General features: G+C 64.5%; 14 protein-coding genes. 3 read left to right on the top strand and 11 right to left on the bottom strand.

Annotation, left to right across the window (positions count from 1 at the left end; translation table 11 throughout):
- The first annotated feature begins 30 nt into the window (after positions 1–30).
- Together C7G41_RS31880 and C7G41_RS31885 are read left to right on the top strand one after the other, a co-directional pair.
- On the top strand, positions 31–2,313 hold the full coding sequence (locus C7G41_RS31880; protein WP_106946248.1) for a caspase family protein: 2,283 nt from the start codon (positions 31–33) through the stop codon (positions 2,311–2,313).
- 53 nt (positions 2,314–2,366) lie between these two features.
- Entirely contained in the window at positions 2,367–3,179 is an 813-nt protein-coding gene (locus C7G41_RS31885; protein WP_106946249.1) for a class I SAM-dependent methyltransferase, read from the top strand.
- Positions 3,180–3,204: 25 nt separating this feature from the next.
- Here C7G41_RS31885 and C7G41_RS31890 read toward each other — a convergent pair whose 3' ends face one another.
- From C7G41_RS31890 to C7G41_RS31925, 8 genes are all read right to left on the bottom strand, one after another.
- Positions 3,205–4,761, bottom strand: coding sequence for a L,D-transpeptidase (locus tag C7G41_RS31890; RefSeq protein ID WP_106946250.1), 1,557 nt, complete (start codon positions 4,759–4,761; stop codon positions 3,205–3,207).
- A gap of 287 nt (positions 4,762–5,048) precedes the next feature.
- Positions 5,049–5,744: an ABC transporter ATP-binding protein gene (locus tag C7G41_RS31895; protein WP_106946251.1), complete on the bottom strand. Its 696-nt coding sequence runs from the start codon at positions 5,742–5,744 to the stop codon at positions 5,049–5,051.
- Positions 5,744–6,493, bottom strand: coding sequence for an ABC transporter ATP-binding protein (locus C7G41_RS31900; protein ID WP_106946252.1), 750 nt, complete (start codon positions 6,491–6,493; stop codon positions 5,744–5,746). The genes C7G41_RS31895 and C7G41_RS31900 overlap by 1 nt, the downstream gene beginning before the upstream one ends.
- Entirely contained in the window at positions 6,490–7,782 is a 1,293-nt protein-coding gene (locus tag C7G41_RS31905; RefSeq protein ID WP_106946253.1) for a branched-chain amino acid ABC transporter permease, read from the bottom strand. The genes C7G41_RS31900 and C7G41_RS31905 overlap by 4 nt, the downstream gene beginning before the upstream one ends.
- The gene (locus tag C7G41_RS31910; RefSeq protein WP_106946254.1) at positions 7,779–8,726 is read right to left on the bottom strand and encodes a branched-chain amino acid ABC transporter permease; all 948 of its coding nucleotides are present in this window, start codon (positions 8,724–8,726) and stop codon (positions 7,779–7,781) included. Before C7G41_RS31910 ends, C7G41_RS31905 begins: the two co-directional genes overlap by 4 nt.
- A 118-nt stretch (positions 8,727–8,844) precedes the next feature.
- Positions 8,845–10,077 carry a branched-chain amino acid ABC transporter substrate-binding protein gene (locus tag C7G41_RS31915; RefSeq protein ID WP_106946255.1) on the bottom strand — a complete coding sequence of 411 codons (1,233 nt, stop codon included), beginning with the start codon at positions 10,075–10,077 and terminating at the stop codon, positions 8,845–8,847.
- A 194-nt stretch (positions 10,078–10,271) separates the two neighbouring features.
- Complete coding sequence (locus tag C7G41_RS31920) at positions 10,272–11,303, bottom strand: fatty acid desaturase (RefSeq protein ID WP_106946256.1); 1,032 nt, start codon at positions 11,301–11,303, stop codon at positions 10,272–10,274.
- A 167-nt stretch (positions 11,304–11,470) separates the two neighbouring features.
- Positions 11,471–12,907 carry a lipopolysaccharide biosynthesis protein gene (locus C7G41_RS31925; protein ID WP_106946257.1) on the bottom strand — a complete coding sequence of 479 codons (1,437 nt, stop codon included), beginning with the start codon at positions 12,905–12,907 and terminating at the stop codon, positions 11,471–11,473.
- 304 nt (positions 12,908–13,211) lie between these two features.
- Here C7G41_RS31925 and C7G41_RS31930 point away from each other — a divergent pair, with 304 nt between their 5' ends.
- Complete coding sequence (locus C7G41_RS31930; protein WP_106946258.1) at positions 13,212–14,279, top strand: endo-1,4-beta-xylanase; 1,068 nt, start codon at positions 13,212–13,214, stop codon at positions 14,277–14,279.
- A gap of 61 nt (positions 14,280–14,340) precedes the next feature.
- Here the strand turns inward: C7G41_RS31930 and C7G41_RS31935 are convergent, their stop codons facing one another.
- The 3 genes from C7G41_RS31935 to C7G41_RS31945 form a co-directional block, all read right to left on the bottom strand.
- Positions 14,341–15,291, bottom strand: a complete 951-nt coding sequence (locus C7G41_RS31935; RefSeq protein ID WP_106946259.1) for a DUF6492 family protein — start codon at positions 15,289–15,291, stop codon at positions 14,341–14,343.
- Between the two features lie 93 nt (positions 15,292–15,384).
- Entirely contained in the window at positions 15,385–16,179 is a 795-nt protein-coding gene (locus C7G41_RS31940) for a protein-L-isoaspartate O-methyltransferase (protein WP_106946260.1), read from the bottom strand.
- Positions 16,176–19,646 (bottom strand): AAA family ATPase, encoded by a 3,471-nt coding sequence (locus tag C7G41_RS31945; RefSeq protein ID WP_106946261.1) that lies wholly within the window; start codon positions 19,644–19,646, stop codon positions 16,176–16,178. The genes C7G41_RS31940 and C7G41_RS31945 overlap by 4 nt, the downstream gene beginning before the upstream one ends.
- Positions 19,647–19,709: the final 63 nt, after the last annotated feature.

A 19,709-nucleotide genomic window follows, 5' to 3' on the forward strand; every position in this document is an offset into this window, starting at 1 on the left:
AGTTTTTTTTATCTCTTTCTTCTTGGCGCATTGGCTCCAGTCTTCGCGCCGGTCGACGCATTTGCCGACCAGCGCATGGCGCTGGTGATGGGCAATTCGGCGTATCAGCGCGCGCCCAAGCTCGCCAATTCCGCCAACGACGCCAACCTCATGGCCGAGACCTTCAAGAAGGCCGGCTTCACCGTCGTCGATGCGCGCAACGACCTCTCGGCCCAGGACATGCGGCGGACCTTGCGCGACTTCGGCGCCAAAGCGCGCAGCGCCGATATCGCCGTGATCTACTATGCCGGCCACGGCATCGAGATCGACGGCAACAACTATCTCGTTCCCGTCGATGCCCAGCTCGAGAACGACACCGATGTCTATGACGAGACCATCGGGCTCGACCGTGTCCTGGTCGCCATCGAGCCTGCGAAACGGCTGCGTCTCGTCATTCTCGACGCCTGCCGCGACAATCCGTTCTCGAAGAACATGAAGCGCACGATGGCGTCGCGGGCGGTCGCGCGCGGCCTCGCCAAGGTCGAGCCGTCGAGCCCGAACACGCTGGTGGCCTTCGCCGCCAAGGCGGGCCTGACCGCGCTCGACGGCGACGGCAAGAACAGCCCGTTCGCGACCGCGCTGGCACATCACCTCGCGACCCCCGGCCTCGATCTGCGCAAGGCGTTCGGCTATGTCCGCGACGAGGTGCTCCAGGCCACGACCAACAGGCAGGAGCCTTTCATCTACGGCTCGCTCGGCGGCGACGACGTCGTGCTGGCGCCGGCGGCTGCGCCGACTGCTCCACCGCCAGCCCCCCTCGCATCCACCGACACGAGCGCATCGCGCGACTACGAATTCTCCGAGCGCGTCGGCACGGTCGAAGCCTGGGACCTCTACATCGCGACGCATCCGAGCGGGTTCTACACCGATCTCGCGAAGGTCCAGCGCAACAAGCTCGCCGCAGCCGCCACACGGCCTGCGCCGGCACCGGTCCCCGTCGCGATTGAAGCGAAGAAGGTGCAGACCTCACCTGTCCTGCCGTCGCAGCCGCAAGCAACGAAGCCCTTCGTCGCGCCGAAGGTGGCGGCGGCTCCGGCGACCGTTGCGCCGCTTGCGCTCGCCGCCCCGCCGGCAAACGAGACGAAGAGTGTCGCTGCCGTCCCCTCCTCGAGCTGCACCACGCGTCTCGCGCGGCGCGGCAACGACGCCGTCGGAGGGCCCTTCGTCCCGGTCTCCATCAAGCCGAATGTCGAGGGTGCGAGCGTGCGCACCATCGCCGTTTCCCCCAACGGCCGGGAGATCGCCACCGCCGGCGACGACGGCGTGATCCGGCTCTGGGATGCATCCTCGTTCCGGCTGACGCGCGTGCTGCGGGGACATGCCGGCGCGATCTACGCGCTGGACTATTGGACCGACAGCACGCTGCTCGCTTCCGCCGGATGGGACGGCAAGGTCAAGGTCTGGGATCTCAAAGGCGACGACCGGAGCCTGACGTTCGATGCCGGCGCAAAACAATTCGCGGTCGCCTTCGCGCCGGAGCCCACGCCCAAATATCTGGCCGCGGCCGGCGAGGACGGCGTCGTGCGCATCTGGAATCTCGGAACCCGCGAGCTCGCCAAGAGCAGGCTCGATCACCAGAGCCCCGATCCCGCGCGCGCGCCGGTGCGCTCGCTGAGCTACGCGCCCTCAGGTTCCGGCGAGTTCGTCTCGGCAGGCTTCGACGGCAAGATCAGGTTCTATCGCACCAGCGGCACCATCGACATCAGGGACGCCTACGGCCGCAAGGCGTTACGTGTGGCCTATTCGCCTGACGGCACGCGCGTGGTCACCGCCGGCTCGGATGCGGAGCTCGGCGCGGCAAAAGTGTGGGACGTCAAGAACGGGACGTCGCGCCTTCTCACCGGGCATCGCGATTATGTCGTGTCGGCGAGCTGGTCCGCGGACAGCAAGCGCATCGTGACCGGCGGCGGCGGACGCGACAAATCGGTGAATTTGTGGGATGCCGACAGCGGCCGGCTGCTTGCAAGCTTCGCGGGCCATCAGGAGGATATCGAGGCGGTCGCGTTCTTTCCGGGCGGCACGCGGCTGATCTCCGCGAGCGAGGACAAGACCATCAAGGTCTGGGACATCGCGGAGCGGCGCGTGCTCCTCACCGCGATCGGCTTCGGCGACGAGGGCTATGTCAGCTACACGCCCGAAGGCTGCTATGCCGGTTCAAGCGGTGTCGAAAGCCGGCTCAGCATCTTCAACGGCAGCCGCTACGAGCCGATGACGCTGGAGGCCCGCAAGGCGATGCAGGAACCGGCCGGGTTCACCGCGCTGCTGGCGCGGTAGACGGCAATCCATGGTAATATGAGCTTCGTGTCCGAACCTTCAGCGAGGCAAGCATGTCCAACACTGACAAGGTTTTCGCCGGCTCGATCCCAAAGCTCTACGACGAATATCTGGTCCCGATGATCTTCGCCGTCTACGCCGACGACATCGCAAGACGTGTCGCGGCCCTGTCTCCCTCCGTGCTGCTCGAGATCGCGGCAGGCACCGGCGCGGTGACGCGCGCGGTGGCGGCGGCGCTGCCGCCCGGCGTCCGTTATGTCGCGACCGACCTCAACGAGCCGATGCTCGCCGTCGCTGCGCAGCGTCAGGCAGACGACGATCGTATCTCGTGGCGCCAGGCCGACGGATCGGCCCTGCCCTTCGACGATGGCCAATTCGACGTGGCCTGCTGCCAGTTCGGCGCCATGTTCTTTCCGGACCGCGTCAAGGCTTACGGGGAAGTGAAGCGCGTCCTGAAAGACGACGGCACGTTCGTGTTCAACGTCTGGGACCGCATCGAGGACAATGTGCTGACGCATGAAGCGACGATCGCGCTCGAAAAACTGTTCCCCGACGACCCGCCCCGTTTCATGGCCCGGACGCCGCACGGCTATCACGACAAGGCCGTCATCAGAACGGACCTCGAACGCGCAGGCTTTCGTGACATATCGATCGAAACGCGAGCTGAAATAAGCCGCGCGCCGTCGCACGACCACGTCGCCATCGCGCTCTGCCAGGGCACGCCGCTGCGCAGCGAGATCGAGGCACGCGATGCCAGCAAGCTTCAGGCTGCGACCGACATCGTCGCCGAGGCGATCCGAACGCGCCACGGAGCCGGAGCGATCGAGGGTAAGATTCAGGCGATCGTGATCGAGGCACGTCGATAATAGCGGGCTTCGATCCGCCCGCCGCCTACCAGAAGCCCCGCTGCATCGGCTGCGCCGGCTGATAATATTGATACTGGCCGCGCCGGCGCGGATTGACGGGCTGCGGGTTCGGATCGCGCTGGAAGAAGAAGCCGAAACCGTTGCCGCCATTGTCCCAGCCGTCGTCGCTCGCCATGGCCATCGGAGGTGCGGTTGGCTTGCGCGTGATGAAACCACCCTGGGGCTGGTTGCTCAGCACCGCGACGAACTCGGTGCGGTAGTTGGTTTCCGCACTCAGCGGCTCGTCCGAGATGACGATCGAGGACCGCGGCAACGCGGTCGGCGCGATGCGATCGAGCACCTCCTGCGGGATGGTGATGCGGTCGAGCGCGTTCTTGGCGTTGTCGCCGTCTTCGATCGTGACCACGCTCCAGCGCAAGCCGGCGTCGTTCTTCGCCATCGCCGTGAAGATGTGCGTGCCGAGCGGCTGGTCCGGATTGCGGATCGTGATCGGAACCTCGATGCTGGTGTCGAACACCTCGCCGCCGCCGTCCGGCGCCGGCTTGTGCGTGTTCCGCCGCACATAGAGCTTCTGCGTCGCGCGGCTGATGTAGACCGAGACCGGCTCGAGCGCGAGCTTTGCGTCGGTCGCAGCCTTCACGGCGTCGGCCTTCCTGGCCGCTGCCGCCTTGGCCGCCTCTTTCGTGGCCGCGACCGCATCGCGCTTCGGCTGTGCGGCGGCCTTGGCGGCATCGAGCTGCGTCGCCGCGTCGGCGGCCCTGGTGGCGGCCTTCTGCTTCAGCTCCTCGGCCTTCGCGCGGGCCTGATCGGACTTGGCGGCCGCGAACTGCTTGTCGGCGAAGGCGAGCTCGGCGTCAGCGCGGGTCTTCTGCTGTTCCAGCTTGCGCAGCGAGACCGGCAGCGAGGCCGCCTCTTTCGCCGCCGCCGTCGCGGCCTTCTTGGCCTCGTCGGCCGCCCTTGTGGCCTCCTCGGCCTCGCCGGAGAGCCTGCCGATTTGGCCCGGTGCCGCCGCAATGGCGTCCCGCTTCGGCATGAACAATGCGGGATGAACGATGTCGATCGGAGCCGCGTCGTTCGGCGAGATGATCACCCGCATCCCGATATTGGTCTTGTCGAACAGCCCCTCCGCGAAGCCGAACGGCATCCGCACGCAACCATGCGAAGCGGCATAGCCGGGCAGCGGCCCGCCATGCAGCGCGATCCCGTTCCAGGTGATGCGCTGCATGTTCGGCATCCAGGCGTCGTCATACATGGTCGAGCGGTGATCCTTGTCCTTCTCGACGATGGCGAAGACTCCGGCCGGCGTCTCGCGTCCCGTCGTGCCGGTGGACACCGGCGCGCGAAAAATCCAGCCCTCGGCGTCGTAGAAAGTGACCTGCTGGCTCTTGATCGAGACGATCGCCATGATCGGTTCGCCGGCCTCACGTGGTGCCACCGCCTCGGCCGGCTGGCGCGCCTGCTTGGCCGCGGTCGCCGGGCCCACGACCGTAAAGGCGAGCATTGCCGCCAGGGTCACAATTCCGGGAGGCCCCCAACGCCGCATCGCCACGGTAGATTGCGCCGTTGTCATCAGGTTTCTCATGCCATCCTCGGTCGAAATGCCAGGCCGCCGGTCATTGATCAGATTGCGATCTTTGAATTAATAAATCGCAGCCGCCTTACGTTCCGTCTGTGGCGATATTCGGCACGTTCCGGCGATAAATCTCTCATATACGACGGTTAACGCAGGCGGAAGGGCGGCGTGCGGCCGAAGCTGGCCCTGGCGGGCGCCGCTGCGGCAGAATGTCCGCTATGGGGCCAAGCTTGGCAAGTTGCGTCCGGGGATCAGATCAGGTCCGGCAGGCGTTCCGGATCAACGTGGACCCGGCGTCAGACCTCGAGCCACTCCTGGCGCACTGCGGCGTTGGCCTTGAGCTCATCCGGCGTCCCTTCGAAGACGACGCGGCCGTGGCCCATGATGTAGACACGTTTCGAGATGCGCATCGCGATCGACAGCTTCTGCTCGACGAGAAGAATTGCGACACCTGCCGCGGCGATGCGGGCAATGAGATCACCAACCTGTTGCACGATCAGGGGCGCCAGGCCTTCGGTCGGCTCGTCGATCATGATCAGATCCGGGTCGCCCATCAGTGTCCGGCAAGTGGTGAGCATCTGTTTCTCGCCACCCGACAGCACGCCCGCGTCCGTATCGGCGCGCGCGGCAAGATTGGGGAACATGTCGAGCATGTCCTGAAGCCGCCATTTTCCGGGACGGCGCGTGTCCTTGATGCCGAGCACGAGATTTTGACGAACCGTCAGGCTCGGGAAGATGTCACGATGTTCGGGCACGTAGCCGAGGCCGAGGCGTGCGATCTTGTAGCTGGGCAGACCGGCGATATCCCTGCCCTTGAAGCGGATCGTGCCTTGCGGCGCCACTTCGCCCATGATCGCCTTGATCGTGGTGGAGCGGCCGACGCCGTTGCGGCCGAGCAGGCTCACGACCTCGCCTGCGGCGACGTCGAGGTCGACGCCCTGGAGAATGTGGCTCTTGCCGTAATAGGCGTGGAGATTCCTGACCTCGAGCATCAGTGGGCTTCCTCGCCGAGATAGGCTTCCTTGACCTTCGGATCGCGCCGGATTTCTTCCGGCGTGCCCGACGCGATGATGTGCCCGTAGACCAGCACCGAGATGCGGTCGGCCAGGCCGAACACGACGCTCATGTCGTGCTCCACGATGACAAGGGTCTTGCCCTCGGTCAGCCGCCGGATCAGCGACACCGCGCGTTCCGTCTCGGCGTGGCTCATGCCGGCGGTCGGCTCGTCGAGCATGACGACGGTGGCACCGCTCGCGATGGTGATGCCGATTTCGAGCTCGCGCTGCTCGGCATAGGTCAAAAGGCCCGCCGGCACGTCGCGTCGGTGCGTCAGATGAATATCGTCCAGGATCCGGGCCGTGCGCTCGCGAACCTCGGGCAGACTATCGACGTTCTTCCAGAACGCGTAGCGATGCCCTGTGGCCCACAGCACGGCGCAGCGGACATTCTCCCAGACCGTCATCCGGGCGAACACGTTGGTGACCTGGAACGAGCGCGACAGGCCGCGCCGGTTGATCTCGAACGGCCGCAGGCCGGAGATCAAGTCGCCGTTCAGCCGAACCTCGCCCGAGGTCGGCTTGATATGGCCGCTGATCAGATTGAACGTCGTGGACTTGCCGGCGCCGTTCGGACCAATGATGGCGTGCCGCTCACCTGGTACGACGCAGAGGTTGAGGTCGCGGATGATGCCGACATTGCCGAAGCGCTTTTCGACGGCGCGGACTTCGATGGCTGCCGTCATGCCAGATACCCCCGGTCACGGGCGACCGTGGCGGCCCTGTCCCACGCATCCGCAATCCGCCGCCAGGTCACCCGCGCGACGAACGCGCCGCCGACAACGAGAACCGCAGCACTGATCCATGTCACCGGCGATGTCGGCTTGAACCCAATGCCGAACAGGTTGATGGCGTCCCCGCCTGAATAGCGCGCGATCGTCTCGATCGTCAGGATCACGCCGAAGGCGAGCGCCGCGGTGGGCACGATCGCGACGAGATAGGACGGGATCACAGTCCACAGCGTCCCGGCGCGAACCAGTGGCCGATGCATCATCACCAAGCCGGCAATACCGCCGGGCGAGAACATCACGATCCCGATGAAGATGATGCCGAAATAGAGCTGCCAGACACTGGTGACGCTGGTCAGCCCGAGCTGGAGATAGGTCACCAGGATCGCGCCGAGGATCGGGCCGAAGAAGTAGGCTGTGCCGCCGATGAAGGTGGAGAACAGCACGAGGCCGGACTGGATCGCGCCGAGATAGGCGGAGTTCGCGATCTCGAAATTGATCGCGGCAAGGCCGCCGGCGATGCCGGCGAAGAACCCTGCAAAGCAGAAGGCGAGATAGCGGACGACATGGGGATCGTAGCCGATGAACTGGACACGTTCAGGATTGTCGCGGACCGCATTGCTGATCCGCCCGAGCGGCGTCCGGGTCAGCGCGTACATCGCCACGGCCGACAACACCAACCAGAACGCGATCAGGTAATAGACCTGAAGCTGCGGGCCGAAGGTCCAACCGAACATCTTCGGCAGCGCGGTGCGGTCCGTGGTGACGCCGGATTCTCCACCGAACACCGAGCGCAGGATCAGCGAGGAGGACGCCACCAGTTCGCCGATACCGAGCGAGATCATCGCGAACACGGTGCCGGCGCGCTTGGTCATGACCCAGCCGATGATCATCGCGAAAACAAGACCACCGATCCCGCCGAACAGCGGAATGAACGGGAGTGGAACCGGCCAGCCATGCGACGTCACCGCATTCATCATGTGGCAGGCAGCAAAGCCGCCAAGGCCATAGTGAACGGCGTGCCCGAACGACAGCAGCCCGGTCTGGCCGAGCAGGATGTTGTAGGAGAGCGCGAAGACGATCGCGATGCCGATCAGGCTGAAGGACGTCAGCGAGCCGCCGGAGGAGAAGATCATCGGCAGGACGATCAACGCGATCACGCCGATCAGCCAGACGCCGTAGAAGCGCAAATTTCCGCCGGCGGGCTTGCCTGTAACGTTCGGCGTCGAAGTCGTTGCAGTCGTCATGACTCGCGCGTCCCCATCAGGCCCATGGGACGAACGATCAGAATGAGCACCAGCAGCATATAAGGAACGATCGGTGCGACCTGGGCGATCGTGACGTTCCAGATATCGGCAAGGACGGACGGTCCCGCCGACGGATCGAGCGGCCCGAACGCGCTGGCCAGCGAGCCATCGAGCGCCACTGCGAACGTCTGGACCAGTCCGATGACGAGCGATGCGACGAAGGCGCCCGGCAAGGAGCCGAGGCCGCCAAATACGATGACCACAAACAGGATGGGCCCGAGCGAAGCGGCCATGTCGGACTGCGTCACCAAAGCCGGTCCGGCAATGACGCCGGCAAGCCCGGCCAGCGCGCTGCCGACACCGAACACCGCCATGAACACGCGCCCGACGTTGTGACCGAGATGCCCGACCATGTGGGGATGGGTCAGCGCCGCCTGGACGATGAGGCCGACGCGGGTGCGCTTGAGCACCACCAGCAGCGCCACGAAGATTACGATCGACACCGCCAGCATGAATATCTTGTAGGCAGGATAATTGGTCGAGAAGATCGTGAAGGCCGGAAAGTCGAGCAGCGCCGGCACGCGATAGTCGAGCGGGCTCTTGCCCCAGATCATCGACACGATCTCTTCGATCGCGAAGGCAAGACCAAAGGTCAGCAGCAGTTCGGCGACATGGCCGTGCTTGTGGGTGTTGCGCAGGCCATAGCGCTCCACCGCCATGCCGATGGCGCCCACCAACAGCGGTGCGAGCACGAGTGCAGGCCAGAAGCCAATCCACTTCGTGAGCTGGAAGCCGAAAAAGGCGCCGAGCATGTAAAAGCTGGCATGGGCGAAGTTGAGCACGCCCATCATGCTGAAGATGACGGTCAACCCGCTCGACAGCAGGAACAGCAGCATGCCGAACAGCACACCGTTCAGGGTCGAAATGACAACAAGTTCAAGCACAGCGCACTCTTGAATATCCTGGCCCCTATGGCCCGGCGAACATTGTCCAACGGATCAGATATTCTGGCCACCGCCTCCCCGCAGCCCGTAACGGCTGCGGCAAGGCGGCGTGCGTGGTTTACGGCCGCGTCATCTTGCAGCTCGTGGAGACCATGGCCTGCGCGGTATCGACCTTGGAGACCCCATGCCAGCCCCAGCCGGTGTTTTCCTCGTCGAAAGGATCGTTCGCAGCAAGCTTACCGAAAGAGGAAATATAGATCGGCTGGAAGAACTGGTGGTCATCCTTGCGCATGAAGCCGGTGCCACCGTCGAGAACCTCGAACTTCAGGTCCTCGAGCGCTGCCGCCACCTTCACCGGGTCGATCGAGTTGGCCTTTTCGGCCGCGGCCTTGAACATGCGCATCTCGTTGACGGCCCGCGGATACCAGAGCGAGAGGTTGACCTTGGCACGGAAGGCCTTTTCGTAATCCATTGCCGTCTGGTTGCCGGAATTGGCAAAGCCCTCGGTGATCTGGAAGACCTGGTGATCGAGACCGGTCTGCTTGATCGCGGTCGGGCCACCGGCGCCGCCGGCATAATAAGTGTACCAGTTCACCTTCAGACCGGCATCGGCCGCGGCCTTGAGCAGCAGCGCGAAGTCCTGGCCCCAGTTGCCGGTGACGACGCTGTCGGCGCCGGACGCCTTGATCTTGGCAATATACGGCGAGAAGTCCGTAACCTTGAGCAGCGGATGCAGCTCGTCGCCGACGATCTGGATGTCGGGCCGCTTGGCTCCGAGCATCTTGCGCGCGTCGGTGCGCACCGACTGGCCGAACGAATAGTCCTGGTTGATCAGGTACACCTTTTTGATCGAGGCGGTGTCCTTCATGTAGTTGGTGAGCGCCTCCATCTTGATGTCGGAGCTCGCATCCCAGCGGAAATGCCAATAGCTGCACTTCTCGTTGGTCAGGCTCGGATCGACGGCGGCGTAGTTGAAATACAGGACTTCCTTGCCGGGATTGCGGGTGTTGTTCTTGGTGATGAAGTCCGAGAGGGCCGCAGCGACCGACGAGCCGTTACCTTGGGTGATGTAGCGGACCCCGGCGTCGATCGCCTTCTGGGCCTGTACCAGGCTCTCCTGCGGATTGGTCTTGTTGTCGAGCGGCACGATCTCGACCTTATGGCCGAGAATGCCGCCCTTGGCATTGAGTTCGTCGGCCAGATATTGGAATGTCTTTAGACCGCCCTCGCCGACGCTGGCTCCGCCTCCGGAGAGCGGATCGATGTAGCCGATCTTGATCGTGTCCTCGGCCCACGCGGCATGACCGAGCATGGGGGCGATCACGGCAATAGCCAAAGCTAGCTTGCGCATTATGACGTTTCCTCGCTGAATTTCGACTTTAGTTGACGAATGAATGCGCTTATTGCTGCGCAATTTCAAACCCATACTGACCAGAACAAGCTTTGATTGACAAGCTCCACAAGACCGCAAAATGCAAAGGCCGACCGTCCATTTTGCGCCCAGAATTCCGCGCTGGGAAATAGAACTTCAGCCGGAGCGCAGGGTCATAGCGCGGCGATGCCGGCTGAACGTTGGCTAGCCCGTGCCTCTCCAAAGGAGACGAGCCGCTGCCGCTCCTCGTCCCACAAGGTCAGCCGCACGGTCCGCAAACTCTGGAGCAGCGTAATCCGCCCGACACCAGCGAACTGCGGATGGTCGCGCAATACGTCCTGCAAGCGATAGCAGGGAATTCGACTGGACAAATGATGGATGTGGTGGACGCCGATATTTGCCGTGAACCATCGCAGGACACCCGGCAGTTGATAGTGAGAGCTGCCGTGCAGCGCAGCGTCGTGAAAATTCCAGGTCTCGTCGTGGGCCCAGTGCGTGTGCTCGAACTGGTGCTGGACGTAGAACAGCCAGACACCAATCGACGCCGCCAGAACAATGATCGGCAAATGCACAAGCAGGAACGGCCCATAGCCGACCAGCTGGATCATCGTGACGACGAGAACCGCGAGGGCGATGTTCGTGCCCATCGTGCTCAGCCAGGGTTTCCAGCCGCGACGCATCATCCCGACCGGCAATCGGTGCTTCAAGATGAACAAATACGAGGGACCGGCGCCAAACATCACGAGGGGATGCCGATACAAACGATATAGCGTCCGACGCCATCGCGACCGCCCGAGAAATTCGCGCGTGGTCAACGTATCGATGTCGCCCAGGCCCCTGCGGTCGAGATTGCCGGAGTTCGCATGATGGCCTGCATGGTTGTGCCGCCAGTAGCCGTATGGCGTCAGTGTCATCACACCGATGGCTCGGCCGACCCAATCGTTGGCAACGCGGCCGCGGAAGAACGAGCCGTGTCCGCAATCATGTTGGATCATGAAGAGGCGGACCAGCAAACCCGCCGCGGGCACCTCCAGCAGGAGGGCAAACCAGTAGCCCTGGTCAAGAGCGGCCCAGATTAGAGCCCAGATGACGACAAACGGGATCGCCGTGATCGCCAGTTCGAGGACACCCCGCGCATTGTCGGGCTCGCGATAGCGGGCAAGCAACTGCGCCGATGCGCGGATTTCCGGCGTTCCTTGGGTCATATCTGCTCCGCTCCCGACATGCCGCCCAAGAAGCACGGTTATGGCCACGGACGCAACAAAATCGCCCTCCGCCTGGACCGCTTCCAGTCGGAACTGAGCCATCGCCAAGCCGAGCGGCGCTTTCAGGGCTTCAGACGGCGAGGCCGGGCCTCGTCAGACATCGCGGCTTAAACGCCCAGCGCCTTGCGGTTGAAGGTTCGCAGGAAACGCAGCGACAGCGTCCGGACATTTGCGACGTTCAGCAACCACGCTGCGGCGGCATAAGCGAGCCCGCCGGCGAGGCTTACGACGATGAGCGGGACGAGGCCGATGCCATTGACCTGGGATCGGGCCACGAGGATCGCAGCTGCCATTGCCGCGGCGGAGACGGCAACGCCGGCGAGGCGGTGGAGGTCGAACGGGACGGGATGGGCGCGATGCATCAGGACGACGGCAACGAGGAAGCCGATCGCTTCGGTTGCAAGGGTCGCCAGCGCCGCGCCGTAGAGGCCATGGCCGGCCACCAGCACGAACATCAACGCCACGCTGATAACCAGCGTCAGGAACGACTGCGCCGCCAGCATGAACGGTCGCTCGGCAAGCTGGAAGCTGATCTGCACGTAGAATTGATTGGCGATGCCGAACAAGCGCGCGAGCACCAATGTCGGCAGCAATACCGATACGCCGGCGCGGAAGTCGACGCCGACCAGCGTGCCGGCGACCTGGTCGGCCGCAAGCGCAAGCCAGACGGCGACGGGCGCGACCACGACGAGCAGAAGTTCGAGGCTCTCGGTCAGCCGCTCCCGCGTCGTCTCGGTGTTCTTGTCCGACAATGACCGGAACACCAGCGGCACGGTCGCAGCGGCGACACTGGAGGCGATCATGACCATGAACTGTCGCGGCAGATCGGCGGCGACGCCAAAGATGCCGGCGGCGTCCTTGCCGAGCAAATAAGCCACGATGAGGCGGTCGCAGGCCGAGTAGACCGCAACGGACAATCCGGCCAGCGTCAGCGGCAGGCCGTAGCGCGCGAGCTGCACGAACTGGCTGCGCTGAAAGCGCGCGATCCTGGTGCGGTCACCGACGAGGTTCAGGATGATCCCCGCGAGCGAACCCAGGCCGAATGCGGCGAGCAGTCCCAGTCCACCCCAGCCGAGCCAGATGCCGAGCAGGCCGAAACCGACGCTCGACACGCTGCGCACGATCGAGATCGCCGCGAACCTGTAAGGGCGCAGTTTTGCGCGCTCGAACTCCTGGCCGACATCGACGGCATTCGCCATGATCGCGACGAACATGCTGGCCAGCAGCAGCCCGACGCTGAGATCGCTGCGGAACAGGAAGACCAGCGGCGTGGTGGCGCAGAGGACGGCAACGGTGAGCGCGAAGGCGACCATTGCCGTGCCGCGAAAATCCACCTCGGCCGACATCGCCTGATAGCGCGACACCGAGAGCTTGATCCAGGCAAAGAAGATCGCGCCCAGAATGCCGGCCAGGCTGATGCCGACGACATAGACGCCGTACTCCGCCGGCGTCAGCAGCCGCGTGTAGGCCGTGACGGCGAAGAAGCCCACCGCCGCAGGCAGGATGTAGGCAACGAGATAAATCGAGAAATGGCGATTCAGCATGCGAGCACGGGACCGGCAACGTTGTTGCGAGTGTGACGGCCGTTCATCAATTGGACCATGGCGGGGCGAACGAATTGCGCCGCAGCATCCCTCAAGAGTGTCACATAAGTCTGGAGATCGGGCGGCGAATGCGGCTTTGAAGCCGCTTTCGCGGGTTAGCGTTAAATTTGCCCTTCCCTGACGGCGGCGCGGCGACGAAAAGGAACCGAGATTCGCGGATGGCAAAGTTAACCCAACGAGGGGAAACCCCGGCGTTGCAGGGCGTCGCTTGGTACGGTGGCGCATTGGCTCGATAAGGAATGCCGTGACCAGGCTCGACAGACGCGAATTTCTCCTCGGCAGCGCCGCAGCACTCGCGGCGGGCGCATCTGCGTCCGCGGCGCCGGCGTCGAAACTCGCCCAGCGCTATCAGGGGTTTGGTGCCGCGGCCACGCTTTGGGATCTGCAAGCCGATCCCAGGCTCGGCGAAGCCATCAGCACCTATTGCACGCAGGTGGTTCCGGTGCTCGAGCTGAAATGGCCGATGCTGCGTCCCGACGCGCACACCTTTGCCTTCGAACGTGCCGACGCGATCCTGGATTTCGCCCGGCAGAACGACCTGACGATGCGCGGCCACGCGCTCGCCTGGTATCACGACATTCCGGACTGGACCAAGCAGATCAAGGATGCCAAAGGCGTCGAACGCGCCTATGTCGACCACATCGGCACCGTCGTCTCCTATTACAAGGACAAGCTGACGTCGTGGGACGTGGTCAACGAGCCGATCCCGGACAATCCGCGCAGTCCAAAAGACCGGCGCGACTCGTTCTGGACGCAGCATCTGGGCAATCGCTGGATTCCGCTGGCGTTTCGCACGGCGGCCGCGGCCGACCCATTCGTCAAGCTCGCGATCAACGAATACGACATCGAGTCGGCAAAGGACACGTTCATTGCGAAGCGCGCGGCCTACCGCAATCTCATCATGGAGCTGCTCGACCAGGGCGTGCCGCTGCACGCCGTGGGACTGCAATCGCATCTGCATGCCGAGCTCGAAATCGACACCCATGGGCTCGCCGAATTCGTCACCGAGCTGCGCGCCTGGGGCCTCGAGGTGTACGTCACCGAGCTCGATGTCGACGACCAGAAGCTGACCGGGACGCCGGCGGAGCGCGATGCCATCGTCGCCAAGCGCGTCGATGATCTCCTGACCGCGATCTCGACCAGCGGACCGGTGCGCTCGATCCTGACCTGGGGCCTCTCGGACCGCTACAGCTGGATCAACGGCACCTTTGCCCGCGCCGACAAGCAGCCGAACCGTCCTCTGCCGCTCGACGGCGAGTTCAAGCCGAAGCCGTTCATGAACGTGATCGGAAAGTTCACGAGAGACGTTTGAGCGGCTTTATTTTGAGCATGATCTTTCCGGAAAACCGCTGCACGCTTTTCCGGATGATGCTCTAGCGCGTCTTCGGCGTCTCGAATTCGGCCTCGTCGCCCATGTGATCCGGCGACAGGCTCGGACCGCGACGGTCGCGCGAACTGAGGCGGAACACGTCGCGGATGTCGTCGATCGAGGTCGACGAATAGGACTGGATGCACAGCGCCACCTGGTCGGGCGAAGCGGCGCGCATCATCGCTTCGATGGCGGGACGGTCGAGGCGGGTATCGTCCCAATGCGAGACCGCGATGCTGTCTTCGGTGACGCGATGGGCGGCCAGATGCGCGGGCGAGTTCGCGACGAAATGGCCGTACATGAGGTATTCCGAGAACTTCTTCTTCCGGCACAGTGCCAGAACCCAGTTCAATCCCGTTGCCGACTTGATCGCGTCTGTCATCGCGCGCGCGGTGTCCTTGTCCCACACCAGTGCGTTGCCGACATAGTCGTCCGCGGGGAAGGACCGGTCCTTGATGCCAAGGAGCTGATCGACGGTGCGGAGCCACAGGACATGCAAGGGGTGGGCGGCGTCGATCCCGTTGCGCGTGACGAACAACGGCGTCTTCTCGGTGCCGGCGTATTGGCCGACGTCGAATTCGCGAAAGAAGAGATTGTCCGAATCCAGGATGCAGACGCGCTGCTCGGGCGCGTTGAGGACGCCGGCGATCTTGAGGATCTGCTGGATGTGCCAGCCATGAACAGGTGACGACAGCAGCGACAGCCAGACGCGCCGTTTGCTGATGAACTGAAGAGCTGGCGGCAGCGCCCACAGCCATTTCGGCAAATAGCGCGAGGCGGGAACGATGACACGCTTGTCGGAAGCGAACCGCGCGAACAGCGGCAGATCCTCATCGTTAACGAGAACATAATGCCGCGTGTAGCCCGTCAACCAGGTGTCGATGCTCTCGCTGAGCAGCGAAAAGCGCTCGATATCCTTGGCGTAGCTGGCGGTCAGCAGGGCAACGGAATGCATGGCGCGCTCGTATGGCGATCAGGCCGTAGTCATAGCGGGGCCGAGACGGGTTGGAAACTTACATTCGCAATCAAGGTAAAATGAAACGAAGCATTAGCCATCCGACGGCAGCCCCTGCGCGATGCCGCGAAAGCGCAGCGGCGCCAGCGCGGAAGCGCGCTGCCACCAGTCCGCGACGCGGTCGTCGAGCGCGGTCACACCCCGGCCTTGGCCGGGGAAGATCCGGATCTGCTGCACCGCCTCGGCTTCGAACCCCTTGCCCTTGCGGGTGATCTTGAGGGCGGCGCCTTCGCGGTCCCGCTGGGTCAGCGGCACCAGAAGCCGGCCGCGCGGACGAAGCGACCGAAGCCAGAGCGAATGCGGCTGCGAGAAGCCGGCATGAACGATGATCACGTCGGCGGGTTCGCCGATGTCCTCGCATCCGTCGCCATGGACGACCGCGACGTTGCGATAGGCGCCAAGATAGGTCGCGGCGCGCGCCGCAAGCCGCTCGTCGCATTCGATCGCCCGCACCCTGCCCTTCGGCCCCACGATCTTCGACAGCACGGCCGAGAAATAGCCGAGCCCGCAGCCGATCTGGACCACACGGTCTTTTTCCCCGACGTCGAGCAAATCGATGAAGTGCGCCCACAGGCTCGGCAGTCCGGTGTCGAGCTTGCGGCGCGCATCGATCGCGACCAGCACATTGTCCTGGAGATGAACGGGATCGGCATCCGGCGTCAGCCGATAATTGCGCGCCGCCTCGCTCTTGATGCGCCAGGGCCCCTTCGCCAGAAAGTTTTCGCGCGGAACAGTGGCGAGGGCTTCGAGCAGGCGCGTTGAAGAGATCCGCTCGCGCTTTGCGATCAGCTCCACGTAACGCGCACGCGCGGCGGCAAGATCGCTCATCTCACGGGGGCGGCCTGTTCGCGAACAGGCACGTCCGCGCCGAGCTCGTCGATCAGTTGCATCGCCTGTTTCAGGTCCGGCGTGGAAAAGCCCTCGCTGAACCTGCCGACGATCGGTACGAGCAGGAGCCTGGCGTGCTCGCGCTTGCCGGCTTCGTGCGACAGGCGCGCGAGGCTGACGGCGGTGCGAAGCTCCCACGACAGCGCGCCCTGCTTGCGCGCGATCTCCAGCGACAGGTTGAACAGGTCCTCGGCCTCCGGCACCGAGGCCGGATCGCCGTCCGACAGGGTGATCTCGCCTTGCAGGCGGTAGACTTCGGCGAGGTAGGAGTGGTCGCCGGTCCGTCTTGCGGTCGCGAGCGCACCGTCCAGCGCGCGCAAGGCGGCCTCGCGCATCCCGACCTTGGCGTAGGCCTCCGCGAGCAGGCAGCGGAACCAGCAGCCGGCGAGCCAGGAATCCATCGCTTCGTATTCGTCGAGGCCGAACCGCATCTGGCTGAGGCCTTCGTCGGCCTCGCCGAGCTGCGCCAGCGCCCAGCCGCGCAGGATCGCCGCCTGCTGCTTCCAGTGCAGGAAATTGTGCTCGGTGGCGATGATCATGGCGCGGTTGGCGTGGTCGCGCGTGCCTTCGACATCGCGCAAATGCTGGCAGAGATAGGCGCCGAACACGAGCGCGAAGGCGAGCGTGAAGGGGTGGCGGATCTTCTCGGCGTTCGCGATCGCCTGCTCGCTGTGCTGGCGCGCCGCGTCGGGCCGGCCGAGGAACCACAGCAGGTAGCCGAGATAGGACAGCGAGACGACGCCGGGATCGGTGCCGTGCCGCTCCATCAGATCGGAGTGCAGGTCGGGGCTGTAGAGGTTGATGCAGCGATGCAGATGGTGCTGGGACACGGCAAAGCGCCCGCGATAGAGCATGGTCATCGCGATCGAGCGATGCGCCTCGATCAGATAGCCGGTCTGCTGCGCCGGCTGCGTCCCCTCGTTCAGCCGCTCGCGCTTGGCGAACTTCAACAGCTCGACGCTGAGATCGTGCGCGCGGGTCAGATCGGCGCGGATAAAATGACAGACCCAGAGCCCGCGCGTGGCGGCGAAGGCCTTTTCGTCGTCGTCGAGCTGCTGGCCGAGTTCGAGGGCGCGGACGTAGTTCTCCTCGACCTCCTGCACGGCATAGCCCTTGGCGGCGATCAGCGCGTTGCCGAGCGCGATGCGCAGCTCGAGCTCCATCTCGTCGGCGCCCTGCATGCGCGCATTGGCTTGCACGACGCTGAGGCCGCGGCGCAGATGGCCGATCGCCTCCAGATTGGCGCCGCTCTTGGCCGCCTGCTTGCCGGCCTTGAGCCAGAAGCTGGCGGCGCCCTCGCTCTGGCCGGATTCGGTCAAATGATGGGCAAGCAGTTCCGGTTCGCGCTCGGTCTTCTCGGGATACATCTCGGCGAGCACCTGGGCGATCCGGGAATGCAGCTTGCGCCGCTCGCTGTGCAGCAAGCTCGCATGCGCGGCGTTCTGGATCATCACGTGCTTGAAGGAGTAGAGCGCGTCGGGCGGATGGCCGCGGCGCATGATCAGCCCGGCCTCCTCCAAATGATTGAGCGCGGCCTCGATCTGTTCGGCGGGCGTGTTGGCGACCGCGTGCAGAGTCTCGTAGGAGAATTCGCGGCCGATGGTGGCGCCGATCTGCGCGATCCGCTTGAACGGTCCCATCCGGTCCAGCCGCGCCATCAGCGAGTCCGTCAGCGTCGCCGGGATCGCGAGCTGCCGCCACGGGCCCGACAGCACGTAGCGCCCGTGCCGTTCGGTCAGGAGGTTGGATTCGAGAACCGTCTTGGTCAGCTCCTCCAGGAACAGCGGCACGCCGTCGGTCTTGACGATGATTTCCTCGATGACTTCCTTGGGAAGCTCGCGTCCCGCCACACGCTCGACCAGCGTCGCGCGCAACTGCCGGCTCAACCGGCTCAGCACCAGGGTCGTGATATGCGAATGGGCGTTCCAGCTCGGCTGGAATTCGGTGCGCGCGGTGATGATGACCAGGATTGCCCGGTTCTGCGCCCGGTCGACCAGGAGATCGATCACCTCACGGGACGTCGGGTCGATCCAGTGCAGATCCTCGAATGCGATCACCAGCGGCTGCTCGCGCGCCAGGCCGAGGAAATGATTGACCAGCGCCGCGACGGTCGCATCCTTTTGCTGCTGCGGCGACAGCTCGAGCGGCGGATAGCGGTCACCGGTCGGAATGGACAACAGCGCGGCAAACAGCGGCGCAACCTGCTCGATGTCGCCATGAGCGGCGGCGATCGCGGTCTCGAGGCTCGCCAACGACTGCGCGGACGCATCCTCGCGATCGAGACCGAGAGAGAATTTGAGCTGCTCTGCGAACGGATAGAACGCCGTGGAGGTGTAATAGGGCGAGCACTGGAACGAGACCTGTCCATGGCGATCGCCCGCGATGCGCTCGAAGATTTCCTGGATGATGCGCGACTTGCCGATGCCGGGCTCGCCGAACTTGACCACGACCTGGCCCTCGCCCTCCTTGGCCTGCTGCCAGCGTCCCATCAGCAGCGCAATCTCCTCCTCGCGGTTGACGAGCGGGGTCAGCCGCGTGCCCATCGCGGCGGCGAAGCGGGTCTCCACCCGCGAGGCGCGCATCACGTGCCAGGCCTGGGCTTTCTCCGAGATGCCCTTGAGCGCGTGGACGCCGAGATCGCGGTAGTCGAATTTCCCCTTCAGCAGCGACTGGGTCGACGTGGAAATCACCACACCGTTGGGCGGCGCCAGGCCTTGCAGGCGCGCGGCGAGATTGACGGTTTCTCCGACCGCGGAGTCGCGCTCTTCGGTGCCCTGTCCGACCAGGTCGCCAACCACGACGATGCCGGTCGCAATGCCGATGCGGACGGCGGGTGAGTGGCTGAGCGCACCACGCGGCTCGATCTCGCGGGCGGTCGACAGCACCCGGACGATTTCCAGCCCCGCGCGCACGGCGCGCTCGGCGTCGTCCTCATGTGCGGTCGGATAGCCGAAATAGACCAGAATGCCGTCCCCGACGAAGCGGGCGGCAAAACCTTCGTAATGCTTCACCACGCGGACACAGGTTTCGCGGAAGCTCGCGATCATGTCGCGCACGTCTTCCGGATCGAACTGCACCGAGAGCGAGGTGGAATCCACCATGTCGCAGAACATGGTGGTGAGCTGACGCCGCTCGGCGCCGACCTCCGTCCGGACTTGCGGGCGCGCCGTCGCGTCGACCTTCTCCGCGGTTTCGGCCCGGAACAACGCGGACATCGCCCGCTGGAGCCGCTTCCGATCGCCAAGCGGCAAGCCGAGCTCGACCAGATCGGATTCGGTCAGGTCCCCCATGACGTCGAGATCGAGACGGTGCTGCGCGAAGAGATCGGTATAGTGGCTAAGACCGATACCCTCGAGCCAGCGCTTCAGCCCGCCTTCCGTTCCCGTGACCGGCTCATTCTCCAGCATGGTGATTCTGCCCGACCCATCACTCCGTCGAAGGGCTTAGGGCCCCGCAACCACAGATTTTGG

It is taken from the genome of Bradyrhizobium sp. MOS002 (assembly GCF_003020115.1).
Lineage (GTDB): Bacteria > Pseudomonadota > Alphaproteobacteria > Rhizobiales > Xanthobacteraceae > Bradyrhizobium.

Coding starts and splice junctions, on each gene's coding strand:
- C7G41_RS31885 (WP_106946249.1), top strand. CDS start 2,367: ATGTCCAACACTGACAAGGTTTTCGCCGGCTCGATCCCAAAGCTCTAC.
- C7G41_RS31890 (WP_106946250.1), bottom strand. CDS start 4,761: ATGAGAAACCTGATGACAACGGCGCAATCTACCGTGGCGATGCGGCGT.
- C7G41_RS31895 (WP_106946251.1), bottom strand. CDS start 5,744: ATGCTCGAGGTCAGGAATCTCCACGCCTATTACGGCAAGAGCCACATT.
- C7G41_RS31900 (WP_106946252.1), bottom strand. CDS start 6,493: ATGACGGCAGCCATCGAAGTCCGCGCCGTCGAAAAGCGCTTCGGCAAT.
- C7G41_RS31905 (WP_106946253.1), bottom strand. CDS start 7,782: ATGACGACTGCAACGACTTCGACGCCGAACGTTACAGGCAAGCCCGCC.
- C7G41_RS31915 (WP_106946255.1), bottom strand. CDS start 10,077: ATGCGCAAGCTAGCTTTGGCTATTGCCGTGATCGCCCCCATGCTCGGT.
- C7G41_RS31920 (WP_106946256.1), bottom strand. CDS start 11,303: ATGACCCAAGGAACGCCGGAAATCCGCGCATCGGCGCAGTTGCTTGCC.
- C7G41_RS31925 (WP_106946257.1), bottom strand. CDS start 12,907: ATGCTGAATCGCCATTTCTCGATTTATCTCGTTGCCTACATCCTGCCT.
- C7G41_RS31935 (WP_106946259.1), bottom strand. CDS start 15,291: ATGCATTCCGTTGCCCTGCTGACCGCCAGCTACGCCAAGGATATCGAG.
- C7G41_RS31940 (WP_106946260.1), bottom strand. CDS start 16,179: ATGAGCGATCTTGCCGCCGCGCGTGCGCGTTACGTGGAGCTGATCGCA.
- C7G41_RS31945 (WP_106946261.1), bottom strand. CDS start 19,646: ATGCTGGAGAATGAGCCGGTCACGGGAACGGAAGGCGGGCTGAAGCGC.